Source organism: Metabacillus sp. KUDC1714 (assembly GCF_014217835.1).
Classification (GTDB): domain Bacteria; phylum Bacillota; class Bacilli; order Bacillales; family Bacillaceae; genus Metabacillus; species Metabacillus rhizosphaerae.
The window spans coordinates 2,227,501-2,243,277 of the sequence record NZ_CP055263.1 but is presented as its reverse complement, the minus strand read 5'-3'; the positions used below and the strand labels follow the sequence as shown (position 1 = coordinate 2,243,277).

Below are 15,777 nucleotides of genomic sequence, written 5' to 3'. Positions count from 1 at the left end.
CTTTCACGCATTTTTGTTTAGGATTACCGTTAAGATTTAATTTTATGTAAAGTGATATGTTACATTGAATATCTACGCTCATATGACCGCCAAAATGAAAAAAAGGCCTCCAACCAGTTGTAAACTGATGAAAGACCTTCTCTGATATGGTGATTTTCGAGAAAAAAGTGAGCATTTTTTGCCTACCTATGGGCAAAATTATAATTTTATTCTTAAAAATCCCTATATATCAAGGCTTTATGATGTTTTTTACATCATGCCGCCCATACCACCCATACCACCCATGCCACTCATATCAGGCATGCCGCCGCCACCTTCTTCAGGCTTGTCAGCGATAACAGCTTCAGTTGTTAAGAACATTGCTGCTACAGAAGCTGCGTTTTGTAACGCAGAACGAGTTACTTTAGTTGGGTCAACGATACCAGCTTCAAACATGTTTACCCACTGGCCGTTTGCAGCGTTGAAGCCAATTCCAACTTCTTCTTTCTTTAAGCGCTCAACAACAACAGACCCTTCAAGTCCTGCATTGTGTGCGATTTGACGAACTGGTTCTTCAAGTGCACGAAGAATGATGTTGATACCTGTTTGAGTATCGCCTTCTTCTTGAAGTGCAGCTACTTTGTTATATACATTTACTAGAGCAGTACCACCACCAGAAACGATACCTTCTTCTACTGCAGCACGAGTAGAGTTTAGAGCATCTTCGATACGTAGTTTACGCTCTTTTAATTCAGTTTCAGTTGCAGCACCAACTTTGATTACTGCTACACCGCCAGCTAGTTTAGCTAAACGTTCTTGTAATTTTTCCTTATCAAATTCAGAAGTAGTTTCTTCTAATTGAGCACGGATTTGGCTTACACGGCCTGCAATTTGTTCAGCTTCTCCAGCACCTTCAACGATTGTTGTATTTTCTTTTGAAACAACAATTTTAGATGCACGGCCTAATTGATCAATATTAGCAGATTTAAGATCTAAACCTAATTCTTCAGTGATAACTTCACCGCCAGTTAAGATCGCAATATCTTCAAGCATTGCTTTACGACGATCACCGAAGCCAGGTGCTTTTACTGCTACTGCATTGAATGTTCCGCGAAGTTTGTTAACTACTAGAGTAGCTAATGCTTCACCTTCTACATCTTCTGCAATTAATAATAGAGGCTTACCTTGTTGAACAACTTGCTCTAAAACAGGTAAGATTTCTTGAATGTTTGTGATTTTTTTATCAGTGATTAATACATATGGGTTTTCAAGAACTGCTTCCATTTTATCAGAATCAGTTACCATGTATGGAGATGCATAACCACGGTCAAACTGCATACCTTCTACTACTTCTAATTCAGTAGAGAAACCTTTAGATTCTTCAATTGTGATAACTCCGTCGTTACCAACGCGTTCCATTGCTTCTGCGATTAATTGACCTACTTCTTCATCAGCAGAAGAGATTGCAGCAACTTGTGCAATAGATTCTTTACCTTCGATTGGTTTAGAAATAGCTTGTAGCTCTTCTAAAGCAACAGCAACTGCTTTTTCAATTCCCTTACGAACAACCATTGGATTTGCTCCAGCAGTTACGTTCTTTAATCCTTCACGGATCATTGCTTGAGCTAAAACAGTTGCAGTTGTTGTACCGTCACCAGCAACATCGTTTGTTTTGCTAGCAACTTCAGCAACAAGCTTAGCACCCATGTTTTCGAAAGCATCTTCTAATTCGATTTCTTTCGCAATTGTAACACCATCATTTGTAATTAAAGGAGAACCGTATTTCTTTTCTAATACGACGTTACGTCCTTTAGGTCCTAATGTAACTTTAACAGCATCTGCCAATGCATCAACACCACGAAGCATTGAACGACGAGCATCTTCACTGAATTTAATATCTTTAGCCATTTTTACAAGACCTCCTCAAAGTTTTAAATGTTTTCTATGATATGTGTGCTGTTTCTATTAACCGATAACAGCTAAAATGTCGTTTTCACGTAAAATTAAGTATTCTGTACCTTCATATTTCACTTCAGTACCAGCATATTTTGAGAAGATAATACGATCGCCTTCTGCTACTTCAAGAGCTACTTTTTCTCCACTATCTAATACACGACCTGTACCAACAGCTACTACTTTACCTTCTTGTGGCTTCTCTTTCGCACTATCTGGAAGGACGATACCACTAGCAGTTTTTTCTTCTGATTCAACTAACTCGATAATAACGCGATCACCTAATGGCTTTAACAAGTGAAACAACCTCCTCAAATTCGTTAAAAAATGATTATTTTTCCTTTTTATTAGCACTCGTTGTCCTTGAGTGCTAACACAATTATTATATTATATAAGATCTCTTCTAATTTCAAGTCTGAAGTTAAAATTTTTTTGAAGAACTTGCCTAAAAGATTATGTCTAAATTGTAAATACAATAAACATCTTTTGATTAATTCACCATAGTTATCATACATATGATATTTGAAAGGTATGATACAATAGGGTTTGATTAATTTTGCCCATGTTCAATTCCGTGATCAGATGTTCTGTCAAATATCACATCATTAGTCAAATGAAGGAGGCCTCTATGAAAAAGCATTATTGGTTTATTTTATTAACATATATGCTCATGCAGCTTTCAGGGGTTGCTGGGATCAGATTATTTCATTATTTAGATATAGGAGCTACACAGGTTGAAAGATTTGCATATTGGACAATCTTTAGCTTTACCCTTGCGTTTATCATTATTCTCTTTTTATTAAGGAAAGAACGTAAGAATGAGAGTTTACTTCGCGGGGAACCTTCATCTGTTGGCGCTTCTGTCGGTTGGGCAATTGGCGGATTCTTATTAGCTATTTTCGCCCAGAGCCTTGCTGCAAACATCGAAATTAATCTATTTGGTGTAGAGCCTGGATCAGAAAACACAGAAATGATTGTTAGTGTCATCGAAGTAACACCATTAGTCATTATTGTTACTTCAATTATCGGACCGATATTAGAAGAGATCATTTTCCGAAAAATAATCTTTGGTGTGTTATATAAAAGGACGAACTTTATCATTGCTGGCCTTATCAGCTCACTTCTTTTTTCGCTTTTGCATGGTGAGCCTCAGCACCTTCTTTTATATGCGTCGATGGGTTTTACCTTTGCCTTTTTATATGTAAAAACAAAGCGGATCATAGTACCTATCTTTGCCCATGTGGCAATGAATACGATGGTAATCATAGTTCAAACTGTATTTCGTGAGGACATTGAAAAAATGATGAAGCAAGTTGAAGACATGCAGCAAGTGCAAGTTATTATTGGAGGCCTTTTAACATGAGAACAAACCCTATATCCATGGGATTCTTTTATTTAACGATGGGGTTGCTGTTTACGTATTTAGCAATTAACAGTGCTGAAAATGGAATTTTTTCTTTTCCGACAATCGTTTTAATTCTAATTGCAACCTTTGATATCGGAGTGGCAATTAGAATGTTTATCCTATCTAGTAAAATCAAAAAAATGAACAAAAAAAAATGAGACTTTATTCAGTCTCATTTTTTGCATTCTCTTCCTCGAACCTTAGCTTCTGAGCTTTCCTATATGTAATTCTGGATACCCAAATACTAATTTCATATAAAATAAACAACGGTATCGAAACCATTAAATGTGATGTTAATTCTGGTGGTGTAATAAGTGCCGCAATGACAAGTAGAACAAAGTAGGCATATTTTCGCACCTGAGATAAGAACATCGGCGTAACAATTCCTAATCTTGTAAGAAACATAATAACTACAGGTAACTGAAACAGCAGCCCAAACGGAACAGTTAGCTGCAATAAAAAAGTAAAATATTCATGAATTCCAATTACTTGATTAACTTCTAGATCATTCGAGATCCTTTCCATAAAATCAACCACAAATGGAAACAAGATAAAATATGAAAAGGAAACCCCGACAAAAAACAACCCTAGTGACATTGGGATATAACTTAAAGTAACGCGCCTTTCTTTCTCGTATAAGCCCGGACTAACGAACGACCATAGCTGATACAAAATAACAGGTGACGTTATGACAAATGCAATAAGAAACGCAAATTGCATGTAAACCATTAATGGATCTGTTAAATTAAACGAATTTAGTGTTAAATTCTTTGCTTCATCTGTTTGCTGTAAATAAACGATAATCGGTCTTGAAAGTAAAAAGCCAGCAATAATAGCTATGAAAAAGAAAACGACAACAATAACAAGTCGTTTTCTAAGCTCTGTTATATGTTCAATGACCGACATTTCATTATTTTTCATATCGGTTTCATCCTATCTTACTTGACTTCGTCCTTCTTTTCTATCTTTTTCACATCATCTTCTTCATCATCTGCTAAACCTTTTGTTGCATTTTTAAATTCACGTAATGAATTACCTACTGCTTTACCAAGATCAGGTAACTTTTTTGGTCCAAAAATAAGTAATGCAACAAATGCAATTAATAATAGGCTTCCGAATCCAAGTGTTGGCATCGAAATCCACCTCCCTGTCTTTATTATTTATCTTCATTAGGATAATGTTTTAAAAAATAAACTAACGACTGAAGCTCAACCGCTAAATCAATATGATGGATCCGTATTTCATCTGGAACATTTAATCTAGCCGGAGTAAAGTTTAAGATCCCTTTAATTCCTTTGACAATAAGTCTGTCAGTAATAGACTGAGCGACAGTTGCAGGTACTGTTAAAATTGCTACAGTTACATCCTCTGGAATAATTTCTTCGAGATGATCTAAATCATAGACAGGAACTCCACCAATTTCTGTTCCAATTTTCTTATTATCAACATCAAATGCAAGTGAAATAACAGTATTATTATTCTTGGTAAAATTATAATGTAAAAAAGCTGTCCCTAAATTACCGACACCTATTAAACATACCTTCGTTGTTTCATCTTGATCTAATGTTTTTCTAAAAAAGGATAACAAATAATTCACATTATAACCATACCCTTTTTTACCTAGCGCACCAAAATATGAGAAATCTCTCCGAATAGTGGCAGAATCTACCTTTACAGCATCACTTAGCTCGGCAGAAGAAACACGCTGCTTACCAGATGAGTGTAAATTTTTTAAAAACCGGTAATATAAAGGCAAACGCTTAGCGGTTGCCTGCGGAATTTTAGATTGTTCTATATTCACTCTTTATCCCTCACATTCATACAAAACGTGCTATGACGTACCAACGTCACCATCCAAAATGAAGGGAAGAACTGTGTATAACTACAAGCCCAACACCAATATGGCGGCGTGAACGGCGCAACATAATAAATATTTATTGCAAAGAACTAGTTGCTTTTAACTAAGATGTTTTATCAATCAACTATTTGTTATTCACTAGCTCATTATATCTTCCCTGATGAAATCTCCACTTTTGCCACCAGTTTTTTCTACTAGATAGGTTGGTCCGATAACCATCCCTTTATCCACAGCTTTACACATATCATAAACTGTAAGCGCTGAAATGCTTGCAGAGGTTAACGCTTCCATTTCGACACCTGTACTGCCTTTTGTTTTTACAGTTGAACTTATCAAAAGTATATATGTACTATCACTTTTTTCCCATTCAAACTCAATATCTACACCTTTAATTGGAATAGGATGACACATAGGGATGACATTTGATGTTTGTTTAGCTGCCATTATACCAGCAACCTGTGCAACAGATAATACATCACCTTTTCCAATTTCATGATTGGTGATCTTTTCATATACCTCTTTTGTCACTTGAATGCTTGTCTTTGCACGTGCTGTTCTAACTGTTATTTCTTTTGCAGAGATATCAACCATTTTCGCTCTGCCTTGCTCATTAAAATGGGTAAATTCTGACATATTCATATCTCCTTATACGTAGACTATACACTATTTTTTAAAATCTGTCTGTTTGTTATTGTGACAATTATATGGATAGACCAAAAGCGCAAGCGCCTTGAACAGCCCCGACAAGCATAAGATGATTTAGAATAGAAGGCGTTCTTTGCCTTCAATTCTAAATTAGCTTATGACCTCGAGGGGCTAGGCGCTGGAGCTGAATCTCGTGCGCTTATCCACAGTTTAAGAATTTTATAATTTCCTAAACGAGAACAAAAGCGCAAGCGCCTTGCTAAGAGACGTAGAAAAAGAACACTCCGTCCAACAATATAGATATCTATTGTATCTTTGTTGCCCATATGTCCCTATTAAGCTAAACTTAAAGCATTAGTAGAGGTGAAAACAATGATATTGTTACAAATAAATCAACTTAGTAAATATTTCGGCGCTGACCCTATTTTATCGAATATTAAGCTAGAAGTACAAACAAGAGACAAAGTTGCCATTGTGGGACGTAATGGGGCCGGAAAATCAACCCTTTTAAAAATAATTGCTGGAGTCATGTCACATGATTCTGGTGATATCATTAAACCAAAAGATGTATCAATCGGCTACTTAGCTCAAGATACGGGATTAGAATCTCAATTATCAATATGGGAAGAAATGAATTTAGTATTTAAAGAGCTTCAGTTAATGGAAAAGGAAATGAGACTTGTTGAGCAAAGAATGGCAACAGTTGACCCTGCCCATGAATCACTTAAATTTGAGAAACTCCTAAAAGAATATGACATCTTACAAGTGAAATTCAAAGAAAACGGTGGATATCAATATGAAGCTGATATTCGATCTATCCTTCATGGACTCGGATTTAGCGAGTTTGATCCAGGTACTAAAATATCTTCGTTGAGTGGTGGCCAAAAAACCCGCCTCGCACTAGGGAAATTACTATTAACAAGCCCTGACCTTTTAATATTAGATGAACCAACTAACCACTTAGATATTGAAACTTTGACATGGCTTGAACAATACTTGCAAAACTACCCTGGAGCGATTTTAATTGTTTCTCATGATAGATACTTTTTGGATAAAATTGTAACTCAAGTATACGAGATTAGTCGACATACGAGTACAAAATATCTCGGTAATTACAGCAGCTACTTACAGTATAAAGCAGAAAACTACGAAAAAGAGCTTAAAAGCTATGAAAGACAACAGGAAGAAGTAGCTAAGTTAAAAGACTTTATCCAACGTAACCTAGCCCGTGCTTCGACAACTAAGCTTGCACAAAGCAGAAGAAAAAAGTTAGAGAAAATGGATTTAATGAATAGGCCACTTGGTGACGAAAAATCAGCCAACTTTCAATTTGATATTGAAAGACAAAGTGGAAATGATGTCTTAAAGGCTAAAGACATCTCTGTTTCATATGACTCGGTTCATCCTGTCATTTCAAACATATCCTTTTCTATTTCACGTGGTGATAGTATCGCACTAGTTGGTCCAAATGGTATTGGTAAATCTACATTACTCAAATCTATTGTTCAGAAGCTTGACTCATTAACTGGCTCATTTGCCCTTGGCTCCCATGTGCAAATTGGCTATTACGATCAACAGCAGGCAGATTTAACATCTAATAAGCGTGTGCTGGACGAGCTTTGGGATGAATATCCACAGAAGACGGAAAAGGAAATTCGTACAGTTCTAGGAAACTTTCTATTTTCTGGTGACGATGTTTTAAAGTCTGTTTCAACTCTCAGTGGTGGAGAAAAGGCGAGACTTGCACTATCAAAACTAATGCTTCAAAACGCGAACTTTCTTATTCTAGATGAACCGACAAATCATCTTGACCTAGATAGTAAAGAAATTTTAGAAAACGCATTAATTGATTACCCTGGAACAATTTTATTTGTTTCACATGACCGCTATTTTATCAATAGAATCGCTACAAAAGTATTTGAACTCTCACCTAATCATTTGAGAGAGTACTTAGGAGACTATGATTATTTCCTAACTAAAAAGGAAGAACAATTAGAGCTAGAACGGTTAGAACAGGAGGCTGGGGGGAAATCAGCTTCTCAAAAGGTGATGACAGCACAGCCAGAAGGTAAACTTTCCTATCAACAAGAAAAAGAACAAAAAAAGCTTGAAAGACAGAAGCAACGAAGAATAGAAGAGATCGAGGCTGAGATAGGTCATATAGAGGAACAAATTGAAAAAAATGAAGCTCTTCTCTGTGATCCAAACATCTATCAAAATCATGAAGAAGTACAAAGAATTAACTCTGAGAATGAACTTCTTCAATCAAAGCTAGAAAATTTAATGAATGAATGGGAAGAGTTACACTAAGAAAAGCGGAAGCGGCTTGCTCAGCGACGAGAAACAAGAGCACTCCGTATGAGATAAAGGAAACACGAAGAGCGTTAGCGATTCGATGTTGACTTAGCGTATAAGGAGTGTGAAGTTCACTAGGCGCTAGGCGCTGGAGCTAGACACCAAAACTAAGTATAAAAGTTATACTTCTTTACTTTAAAAAAAAACAGCGAAGCAACTTCGCTGTTTTTTACTTTAAATGTGAGTTACATATATCTTTCGACATTTTTTTAACGCCTAGATAATAATAGAGAGATCAGTAAGGTTTTCTTTACTTTTATCCACACTATAATTCCTTTATTTCCAACATATCAACAGACTTATACACATTATCCACAAAAAATCTAAAAACTATCCTAGTTATACACAACCTAAACTATGCCGATATGACAGGATTTTTACTCGTTTTACACAATTCTACAAATATCGTGCATATTCTGTGGATAACTTTGTTCATAACTCTTATTTACATATAAAAAAGGTGACTCAATCATACCTTCAGCTCAATATATAGATCAATACAAGGTAAAAGATCTATATATAAGTAAACTAGGAAGGTTATGACCCAATTGAGCCACCTTTTAATATGATGTTAATTCAAGTCCAGGATTCGCATTTAGAGCTAAATCACTTCTAATGCCTTTATCATATAGAACGCTACCAATAGCCGCAATCATTGCTGCATTATCTGTGCAGAGGGACAAAGGTGGAATAATTAATTCTAACCCATCCCTTGAAGAAAACTCTTTTTCTAAAGCTGTACGCAAGCCTTTATTTGCTGCAACACCACCAGCTAGTAACAGTTGTTTTACAGGATATTTATCCACAGCTTGTGATGTTTTTGTCACGAGCACATCAATAACACTTGCTTGAAAACTAGCAGCAACATCTTTAGCTTCCAATATTATTCCCTTTTGCTTTGCATTGTGCAGCGTATTTATAACTGCTGATTTGAGTCCACTAAAGCTAAAATCAAATGATCCTGCACCTAACCAAGCTCTTGGCAAATCAATTGTTGGTTTTCCCTCATGTGCTAATCGGTCAATATGTGGACCACCAGGATAAGGGAGCCCTAAAGTTCTTGCAACCTTATCATATGCTTCCCCGGCTGCATCATCCAATGTTTCACCGATCACTTCAAAATTAGCATGTTCTTTCATATAAACAAGCTCAGTATGCCCACCTGATACCACTAAAGCTAATAACGGAAACTCTAACTCTTTAATAAGACGATTTGCATAAATATGGCCGGCTATATGATGAACACCTATAAGTGGTATACCATGGGAAAATGCTAATGCTTTTGCGGCATTAATCCCTGTTAATAAGGCACCAACCAGACCTGGTCCTTCAGTTACTGTAATTGCTGATAAGTCATTAAAGTCAAGGTTCGCTTGTTTCATTGCTTCCTCAAAGACAATTGTTAATTGTTCAACATGGTGTCTAGAAGCAATCTCAGGGACTACACCTCCAAATCGCTTATGACTCTCAATTTGTGAGGCTACTACATTTGCTACGATTTCACGACCATTTTTAATAATAGCTACAGCTGTTTCATCACAGCTTGTTTCAACACCTAATATATATTGATCTGTTCGATTCATACTAAATTCACCCACATTACTAAAGCATCTTCTTGATTATCTGTATAATATCTCTTTCTTATTCCACCTGATAAAAACCCGACCTTTTTATATAAAGATTGTGCAATATGATTAGAAACTCTTACCTCTAAGGATAACCGTTTTGCATTCATTTCTTTACTTAACTGGATTGAAAACCTTAGAAGAGCTTCACCAATCTTCATTTTACGATAATCGGGGTGTACTGCTATGTTTGTAATTTGTGCATCATCCATAATCACCCATAAGCCACAGTAGCCAATCACTTTCCCCTCAAATTCCACTACTAAATACTTTGCAAATAAATTTTGCTCGAGTTCATAAAATAATGACTCTTTCGACCAAGGTGCTGAAAATGAAAGCAATTCGATTTGATAAACCTCTTCAACATCTTCTCTTTGCATCTTTCTTATCGTAAACCTATTATCCAAGTTCTCCACCATCTTACTTTTGCTGTTCTAGCCATTTTGCTTCTGCTTCAGCTAGTCGGATATAATTTGGAACAAGGGAATGGACATCTGACGCTTCTTTTGTTAAGCCAATTAACCCTAGTTCACTTGGTCTCGGGTTATTTAACGTAACTTGTCCAAATTCACCCATATCTCCTAACGTGCTAACAATTGTTTCTTTATGAATCACAACGTCATTACCTACAAATAAAACCCGTTCCTTTTTATCCTCAAGTATTTTTAGCCAATCAGCAAGTAAAAGATTTTGATCGTTTTTAATTGTTACTAATCCTCCATTAGCATATTGATATAAGCCAGTATAAACTTGGCCTCTTCTCGCATCAAATATAGGAGAAATGAATCCATTAAAATATCTTCCGTTTGCTGCTAACACTTCTAGACTAGAGACACCTACTATTGGGATTTTCAAAGACCATGCCATTGTTTTCGCGATTGATACCCCGATACGAACCCCAGTATATGATCCAGGACCAGTAGCTACCACTATTTTATCAAGCTGCTGCGGGGTTACGTCACAATCACTTAGTAACCTATCTATAGCTGGCATTGCACGTACAGAATGGTTCTTTTTCAAATTTGTAATATACTCACCAATTACATTTCCTTCATCGACTAACGCTATTCCGAGCACATAATTGGTCGTATCAATTGCTAATACTTTCATTGCTTAACTCCTTACATATTTCAACATAATGAGAACCATATGGAGTCATCATGATTTTCCTTGTTGAATCATTTACATATAAGATTTTTATATCCAATCGTTCACTTGGTAATTGGTCTTCTATTAGATGTGCCCACTCTACCACTGTAATTCCATCTCCATGAAAATACTCATCAAAGCCTAAATCTTCATCAGCGTCCTCTAAACGATAAACATCCATATGATATAAAGGCAATCTTCCATCTTTATACTCTTTAATAATTGTAAAAGTCGGACTGTTTACATTGCGCTTTATTCCTAAACCTTTTGCTAAACCTTTTGTAAATGTTGTTTTTCCTGCACCTAAATCCCCTTCAAGTGTCACAACATCACTTTTTTTCACCTTTTCAGAAAGGCGCTTTGCAATTTCTAATGTTTCTTCAGAGCTATTTGTACTAAATTCGAATTCTTCCACTCTTACTCACCTTACTTATCTATTGAAGTGGTTGTAACCAGACTTTTCAAGCTTTATCACTTCTTGATTTTCTCTCTTTAGTAAAACGCCAGAATGGCTACAAGTAACCAGGCCAATCTTGGTAATTTTAATCATTTGCTCATCACATGCTTGTTTTAATTCAGTCCATGATTCTATTGAGGTAGTACCAACTAACTCAAAATCCTCACCACCAAAAAGGATCCACTTGTTTATATCATTAAAATTCTTTAATAAGAGCAATTCACTACTAACTGGAAGATCAATTTCATTAATTTCTATTCCTAACTGACTTGCATCAGCAATTTCATGAAGCTCACTTGCTAAACCATCACTAATATCATTTAAAGAAGCTCTTTCCAGTTTTGCGATAAGCCTACCCACTTTAACCTGTGGAATTGGCTTCTTATGACGATTAATAAGATAATTCTTATTCTTTTTATCTTCAATCGCTACTTGGTCTAATAATACAGCTAATCCAGCAGAAGAGTCTCCAATATTCCCTGTAACAAAAACGATATCTCCATCTCTAGCATTACTTCTAAGCGTCAGTACGTTGGGTTCTACTTCACCAATAACTGTAACTGTTATAGTAAGCTTGTCTGCAGTAGAAACCGTATCACCGCCTAATAAATCCATTTGATACATTTCCGCAAGCTCTTGCATTCCCTTAAATATCTCTAAAAGCTCATGTTCTTCCCAACTAGATGGAATAGCAATAGAAACCAAATAATAGATAGGGTTTGCGCCCATTGCTGCAATATCGCTTATATTCACAGCTAACGACTTATAACCAATTTCTCGCGGAGAAGATAAAGTTTTAAGAAAATGTACACCTTCTACCATTGAATCAACACATACTACTTGATTTTTATGAACTGAAGGCTCATAAACAGCAGCATCATCACCAATTGCTACTTTTACATTTTCTTGAAATATTCGATTGGGTTTTATTTTACTAATAAAATCAAATTCATCCATGTCTTTCTCCTAAATTATGAAAAAACCTTAGGAATTGTTTCCTAAGGAATGATCTCTTTTTAGTTTAGCTAATAGTTGTAGTTTATCCAAGTTTTTCACATTCTATCGTATCACATTTATCTTTATGTTGGCATTACAATTTTTTTTGCTCAAAGGTAATTAAAAAAGGACATAAAAAAAACGAAACATCTATGTTTCGTAACAATCAAAAAATGGCGGTCCGGACGGGACTCGAACCCGCGACCTCCTGCGTGACAGGCAGGCATTCTAACCAACTGAACTACCGGACCATTTGGTTGCGGGGACAGGATTTGAACCTGCGACCTTCGGGTTATGAGCCCGACGAGCTACCAGACTGCTCCACCCCGCGATAATAAAAAGTATTTAGTTATTAATTAACTTAAGAAATCACCTGGCAACGTCCTACTCTCACAGGGGGAAACCCCCAACTACCATCGGCGCTGAAGAGCTTAACTTCCGTGTTCGGCATGGGAACGGGTGTGGCCTCTTCGCCATCATTACCAGATAAAATATTAAGTTGAAGGGATATTCCTTCAAAACTAGATAACGATTCACAATTCAATTCACTTCATTTAACGCCTTTATTAGGTTAAGTCCTCGATCGATTAGTATCTGTCAGCTCCACACGTCACCGCGCTTCCACCTCAGACCTATCAACCTGATCATCTTTCAGGGATCTTACTAGCTTACGCTATGGGAAATCTCATCTTGAGGGGGGCTTCATGCTTAGATGCTTTCAGCACTTATCCCTTCCGCACATAGCTACCCAGCTATGCCTTTGGCAAGACAACTGGTACACCAGCGGTGCGTCCATCCCGGTCCTCTCGTACTAAGGACAGCTCCTCTCAAATTTCCTACGCCCACGACGGATAGGGACCGAACTGTCTCACGACGTTCTGAACCCAGCTCGCGTACCGCTTTAATGGGCGAACAGCCCAACCCTTGGGACCGACTACAGCCCCAGGATGCGATGAGCCGACATCGAGGTGCCAAACCTCCCCGTCGATGTGGACTCTTGGGGGAGATAAGCCTGTTATCCCCGGGGTAGCTTTTATCCGTTGAGCGATGGCCCTTCCATGCGGAACCACCGGATCACTAAGCCCGACTTTCGTCCCTGCTCGACTTGTAGGTCTCGCAGTCAAGCTCCCTTGTGCCTTTACACTCTACGAATGATTTCCAACCATTCTGAGGGAACCTTTGGGCGCCTCCGTTACATTTTAGGAGGCGACCGCCCCAGTCAAACTGCCCACCTGACACTGTCTCCCAGCCCGATAAGGGCTGTGGGTTAGAATTTCAATACAGCCAGGGTAGTATCCCACCGACGCCTCCACCGAAGCTAGCGCTCCGGCTTCTCAGGCTCCTACCTATCCTGTACAAGCTGTACCAAAATTCAATATCAGGCTACAGTAAAGCTCCACGGGGTCTTTCCGTCCTGTCGCGGGTAACCTGCATCTTCACAGGTACTATAATTTCACCGAGTCTCTCGTTGAGACAGTGCCCAGATCGTTACGCCTTTCGTGCGGGTCGGAACTTACCCGACAAGGAATTTCGCTACCTTAGGACCGTTATAGTTACGGCCGCCGTTTACTGGGGCTTCGGTTCAAAGCTTCGCTTACGCTAACCTCTCCCCTTAACCTTCCAGCACCGGGCAGGCGTCAGCCCCTATACTTCGCCTTGCGGCTTCGCAGAGACCTGTGTTTTTGCTAAACAGTCGCCTGGGCCTATTCACTGCGGCTTTTCCGGGCTATTCACCCTAAAAAGCACCCCTTCTCCCGAAGTTACGGGGTCATTTTGCCGAGTTCCTTAACGAGAGTTCTCTCGCTCACCTTAGGATTCTCTCCTCGCCTACCTGTGTCGGTTTGCGGTACGGGCACCTCTCACCTCGCTAGAGGCTTTTCTTGGCAGTGTGGAATGAGGAACTTCGGTACTATAGTTCCCTCGCCATCACAGCTCAGCCTTATGTGACAACGGGATTTGCCTCGTTGTCAGCCTAACTGCTTGGACGCGCATATCCAACAGCGCGCTTACCCTATCCTTCTGCGTCCCCCCATTGCTCAAATGGTGAGGAGGTGGTACAGGAATTTCAACCTGTTGTCCATCGCCTACGCCTTTCGGCCTCGGCTTAGGTCCCGACTTACCCTGAGCGGACGAGCCTTCCTCAGGAAACCTTAGGCATTCGGTGGAGGGGATTCTCACCCCTCTTTCGCTACTCATACCGGCATTCTCACTTCTAAGCGCTCCACTAGTCCTTACGGTCTAGCTTCACAGCCCTTAGAACGCTCTCCTACCACTGTTCTAAAAGAACAGTCCACAGCTTCGGTGATACGTTTAGCCCCGGTACATTTTCGGCGCAGAGTCACTCGACCAGTGAGCTATTACGCACTCTTTAAATGGTGGCTGCTTCTAAGCCAACATCCTGGTTGTCTAAGCAACTCCACATCCTTTTCCACTTAACGTATACTTTGGGACCTTAGCTGGTGGTCTGGGCTGTTTCCCTCTTGACTACGGATCTTATCACTCGCAGTCTGACTCCTGAATATAAGTCTTTGGCATTCGGAGTTTGACTGAATTCGGTAACCCGTTGGGGGCCCCTAGTCCAATCAGTGCTCTACCTCCAAGACTCTAAATTCAAGGCTAGCCCTAAAGCTATTTCGGAGAGAACCAGCTATCTCCAGGTTCGATTGGAATTTCTCCGCTACCCACACCTCATCCCCGCACTTTTCAACGTGCGTGGGTTCGGGCCTCCATTCAGTGTTACCTGAACTTCACCCTGGACATGGGTAGATCACCTGGTTTCGGGTCTACGACCACGTACTCTTTCGCCCTATTCAGACTCGCTTTCGCTGCGGCTCCGTCTCATCAACTTAACCTTGCACGGGATCGTAACTCGCCGGTTCATTCTACAAAAGGCACGCCATTACCCATTAACGGGCTTTGACTACTTGTAGGCACACGGTTTCAGGATCTATTTCACTCCCCTTCCGGGGTGCTTTTCACCTTTCCCTCACGGTACTGGTTCACTATCGGTCACTAGGGAGTATTTAGCCTTGGGAGATGGTCCTCCCTGCTTCCGACGGGATTTCTCGTGTCCCGCCGTACTCAGGATCCACTCAGGAGGGAACGAAGTTTCAACTACAGGGTTGTTACCTTCTTTGACGGGCCTTTCCAGACCTCTTCATTTACTTCGTTCCTTTGTAACTCCGTATAGAGTGTCCTACAACCCCAAGAGGCAAGCCTCTTGGTTTGGGCTAATTCCGTTTCGCTCGCCGCTACTCAGGAAATCGCGTTTGCTTTCTCTTCCTCCGGGTACTTAGATGTTTCAGTTCCCCGGGTCTGCCTTTATTACCCTATGTATTCAGGTAAAAATACTACT

The 15,777-nt window shown here is 39.1% G+C and carries 14 protein-coding genes, 2 tRNA genes and 2 rRNA genes (1 of these 18 only partly in view); 3 read left to right on the top strand and 15 right to left on the bottom strand.

Going from position 1 to position 15,777, the window contains the following annotated elements:
• Positions 1-249: 249 nt before the first annotated feature.
• Entirely contained in the window at positions 250-1,887 is a 1,638-nt protein-coding gene (groL, locus tag HUW50_RS10770; RefSeq protein ID WP_066335680.1) for a chaperonin GroEL, read from the bottom strand.
• Positions 1,888-1,944: 57 nt separating this feature from the next.
• Positions 1,945-2,229: a co-chaperone GroES gene (groES, locus tag HUW50_RS10765; RefSeq protein ID WP_026561982.1), complete on the bottom strand. Its 285-nt coding sequence runs from the start codon at positions 2,227-2,229 to the stop codon at positions 1,945-1,947.
• Between the two features lie 331 nt (positions 2,230-2,560).
• Here groES and HUW50_RS10760 point away from each other — a divergent pair, with 331 nt between their 5' ends.
• Both HUW50_RS10760 and HUW50_RS10755 read left to right on the top strand, forming a co-directional pair.
• Positions 2,561-3,295: a CPBP family intramembrane glutamic endopeptidase gene (locus tag HUW50_RS10760; protein ID WP_066335682.1), complete on the top strand. Its 735-nt coding sequence runs from the start codon at positions 2,561-2,563 to the stop codon at positions 3,293-3,295.
• On the top strand, positions 3,292-3,495 hold the full coding sequence (locus tag HUW50_RS10755; protein ID WP_066335683.1) for a YdiK family protein: 204 nt from the start codon (positions 3,292-3,294) through the stop codon (positions 3,493-3,495). The genes HUW50_RS10760 and HUW50_RS10755 overlap by 4 nt, the downstream gene beginning before the upstream one ends.
• 4 nt (positions 3,496-3,499) lie before the next feature.
• Here HUW50_RS10755 and tatC read toward each other — a convergent pair whose 3' ends face one another.
• The 4 genes from tatC to moaC form a co-directional block, all read right to left on the bottom strand.
• Positions 3,500-4,258, bottom strand: a complete 759-nt coding sequence (tatC, locus tag HUW50_RS10750) for a twin-arginine translocase subunit TatC (protein ID WP_066335685.1) — start codon at positions 4,256-4,258, stop codon at positions 3,500-3,502.
• A gap of 17 nt (positions 4,259-4,275) precedes the next feature.
• Positions 4,276-4,470, bottom strand: a complete 195-nt coding sequence (locus HUW50_RS10745) for a twin-arginine translocase TatA/TatE family subunit (protein ID WP_066335688.1) — start codon at positions 4,468-4,470, stop codon at positions 4,276-4,278.
• Between the two features lie 23 nt (positions 4,471-4,493).
• The gene (locus HUW50_RS10740; RefSeq protein ID WP_066335693.1) at positions 4,494-5,138 is read right to left on the bottom strand and encodes a redox-sensing transcriptional repressor Rex; all 645 of its coding nucleotides are present in this window, start codon (positions 5,136-5,138) and stop codon (positions 4,494-4,496) included.
• Positions 5,139-5,333: 195 nt separating this feature from the next.
• On the bottom strand, positions 5,334-5,828 hold the full coding sequence (gene moaC, locus HUW50_RS10735) for a cyclic pyranopterin monophosphate synthase MoaC (RefSeq protein ID WP_066335697.1): 495 nt from the start codon (positions 5,826-5,828) through the stop codon (positions 5,334-5,336).
• 384 nt (positions 5,829-6,212) lie between these two features.
• Between moaC and HUW50_RS10730 the strand changes: the two genes are divergently transcribed.
• Positions 6,213-8,150, top strand: coding sequence for an ABC-F family ATP-binding cassette domain-containing protein (locus tag HUW50_RS10730; RefSeq protein ID WP_185653897.1), 1,938 nt, complete (start codon positions 6,213-6,215; stop codon positions 8,148-8,150).
• 605 nt (positions 8,151-8,755) lie between these two features.
• Here the strand turns inward: HUW50_RS10730 and tsaD are convergent.
• The 9 genes from tsaD to HUW50_RS10685 all read right to left on the bottom strand — a co-directional run.
• A complete protein-coding gene (gene tsaD, locus HUW50_RS10725; RefSeq protein ID WP_066335702.1) occupies positions 8,756-9,778 on the bottom strand; it encodes a tRNA (adenosine(37)-N6)-threonylcarbamoyltransferase complex transferase subunit TsaD in 1,023 nt (340 codons plus the stop codon).
• Entirely contained in the window at positions 9,775-10,227 is a 453-nt protein-coding gene (gene rimI, locus HUW50_RS10720) for a ribosomal protein S18-alanine N-acetyltransferase (protein ID WP_260445674.1), read from the bottom strand. Before rimI ends, tsaD begins: the two co-directional genes overlap by 4 nt.
• Before the next feature lie 13 nt (positions 10,228-10,240).
• The gene (gene tsaB / locus HUW50_RS10715) at positions 10,241-10,930 is read right to left on the bottom strand and encodes a tRNA (adenosine(37)-N6)-threonylcarbamoyltransferase complex dimerization subunit type 1 TsaB (RefSeq protein ID WP_066335712.1); all 690 of its coding nucleotides are present in this window, start codon (positions 10,928-10,930) and stop codon (positions 10,241-10,243) included.
• Positions 10,911-11,384 (bottom strand): tRNA (adenosine(37)-N6)-threonylcarbamoyltransferase complex ATPase subunit type 1 TsaE, encoded by a 474-nt coding sequence (gene tsaE, locus HUW50_RS10710; RefSeq protein ID WP_066335715.1) that lies wholly within the window; start codon positions 11,382-11,384, stop codon positions 10,911-10,913. Before tsaE ends, tsaB begins: the two co-directional genes overlap by 20 nt.
• Before the next feature lie 15 nt (positions 11,385-11,399).
• Positions 11,400-12,383, bottom strand: a complete 984-nt coding sequence (gene thiL, locus HUW50_RS10705) for a thiamine-phosphate kinase (RefSeq protein WP_066335720.1) — start codon at positions 12,381-12,383, stop codon at positions 11,400-11,402.
• A gap of 213 nt (positions 12,384-12,596) precedes the next feature.
• A tRNA-Asp gene (locus tag HUW50_RS10700) sits at positions 12,597-12,673 on the bottom strand.
• Positions 12,674-12,676: 3 nt separating this feature from the next.
• Positions 12,677-12,753 (bottom strand) — tRNA-Met (locus tag HUW50_RS10695).
• Positions 12,754-12,793: 40 nt separating this feature from the next.
• Positions 12,794-12,909: ribosomal RNA gene (rrf, locus tag HUW50_RS10690) — 5S ribosomal RNA — on the bottom strand.
• 80 nt (positions 12,910-12,989) lie between these two features.
• Positions 12,990-15,777: ribosomal RNA gene (locus HUW50_RS10685) — 23S ribosomal RNA — on the bottom strand; it runs 143 nt beyond the window's last position.

Excerpts from the sequence above, each read along its gene's own strand:
- groL (WP_066335680.1), bottom strand. The coding sequence starts at position 1,887 with ATGGCTAAAGATATTAAATTCAGTGAAGATGCTCGTCGTTCAATGCTT.
- HUW50_RS10760 (WP_066335682.1), top strand. The coding sequence starts at position 2,561 with ATGAAAAAGCATTATTGGTTTATTTTATTAACATATATGCTCATGCAG.
- HUW50_RS10755 (WP_066335683.1), top strand. The coding sequence starts at position 3,292 with ATGAGAACAAACCCTATATCCATGGGATTCTTTTATTTAACGATGGGG.
- tatC (WP_066335685.1), bottom strand. The coding sequence starts at position 4,258 with ATGAAAAATAATGAAATGTCGGTCATTGAACATATAACAGAGCTTAGA.
- HUW50_RS10745 (WP_066335688.1), bottom strand. The coding sequence starts at position 4,470 with ATGCCAACACTTGGATTCGGAAGCCTATTATTAATTGCATTTGTTGCA.
- moaC (WP_066335697.1), bottom strand. The coding sequence starts at position 5,828 with ATGTCAGAATTTACCCATTTTAATGAGCAAGGCAGAGCGAAAATGGTT.
- HUW50_RS10730 (WP_185653897.1), top strand. The coding sequence starts at position 6,213 with ATGATATTGTTACAAATAAATCAACTTAGTAAATATTTCGGCGCTGAC.
- tsaD (WP_066335702.1), bottom strand. The coding sequence starts at position 9,778 with ATGAATCGAACAGATCAATATATATTAGGTGTTGAAACAAGCTGTGAT.
- tsaB (WP_066335712.1), bottom strand. The coding sequence starts at position 10,930 with ATGAAAGTATTAGCAATTGATACGACCAATTATGTGCTCGGAATAGCG.
- thiL (WP_066335720.1), bottom strand. The coding sequence starts at position 12,383 with ATGGATGAATTTGATTTTATTAGTAAAATAAAACCCAATCGAATATTT.